Raw genomic sequence first — 904 nt, forward strand, 5'->3', positions numbered from 1 at the left:
CGTCCCAGCCCGACGAGCAGTGTGTGCAGCACCGCGAACTCCTCATGGATGCGCGTAGCGGGGCGACCACCGTACGCGAGGCGTGACCTGCGGGTCCTTAGCAGATAACTGCCTGGATTACCCCTTGGCCCGCACTCTCTTGCCATGGCAGGGACTTGCCCGGCTTCCTAGCCTGAGCCCCACACAAGCTGGGCGTGGGCGGCAGCGGAACGAGGTCCACGGAGGATACGAGGTCCACGGAGGGCGAAGAACGATATGAGCGTGACCGACCAGGCGTCCCAGGAATCCCAGGCGTCTCAGGAGTCTAAGGACTCCAAGGAATACGTCTTCGACCCCACCTGGGACCAGGAGACGGAGCGGCTGCGCGCCAACGAGGCCATCTGGGACCCGGGCACCATCGAGCGCCTGGAGCGGCTCGGCGTGGCCCCCGGCTGGCACGCCCTGGAGGTGGGCGCCGGTTCCGGGTCCATCGCCGGCTGGCTCGGCGAGCGGGTCGGGCCCACCGGGGGGGTGCTCGCCGCGGACCTGGAGACGGGGCGGCTCGAAGCGCTGCGGGCGCCGCACGTGGAGGTGGCCCGGATCGACATCCGTACCGAGGAGCTGCCGGCCGAGTCCTTCGACCTCGTGCACTCGCGGATGGTGGTCCAGCACCTGGAGGACCGACCGGCCGCGGTGGCCAACATGGTCCGGGCGCTCAAGCCGGGCGGCTGGCTGTTCCTCGAGGACACCGACTCGCTGCCGCTGTTCCGCAGCGCCACCTCGGAGGACTTCCTCCAGGACGTGCGGGCGGCCGGGTACGGGCTGATGCGCCGCTCGGGCCACGAGCCGCGCGGCGGCCACTTCGACCTCGAGGCGATGCTGGCCACCGAGTTGGAGGAGGTGTCGGCCGAGGGCCGGGCCGTCA

Annotated in this window: 1 protein-coding gene; it reads left to right on the plus strand. The window is 70.8% G+C overall.

The features are described 5' to 3' along the window. Window positions 1-261: 261 nt before the first annotated feature. Window positions 262-904, plus strand: a 643-nt coding sequence (locus KUM32_RS37690) for a class I SAM-dependent methyltransferase (protein WP_217146337.1), incomplete at its 3' end; no start/stop codon positions are given.

It is taken from the genome of Streptomyces sp. AC627_RSS907 (assembly GCF_019049165.1).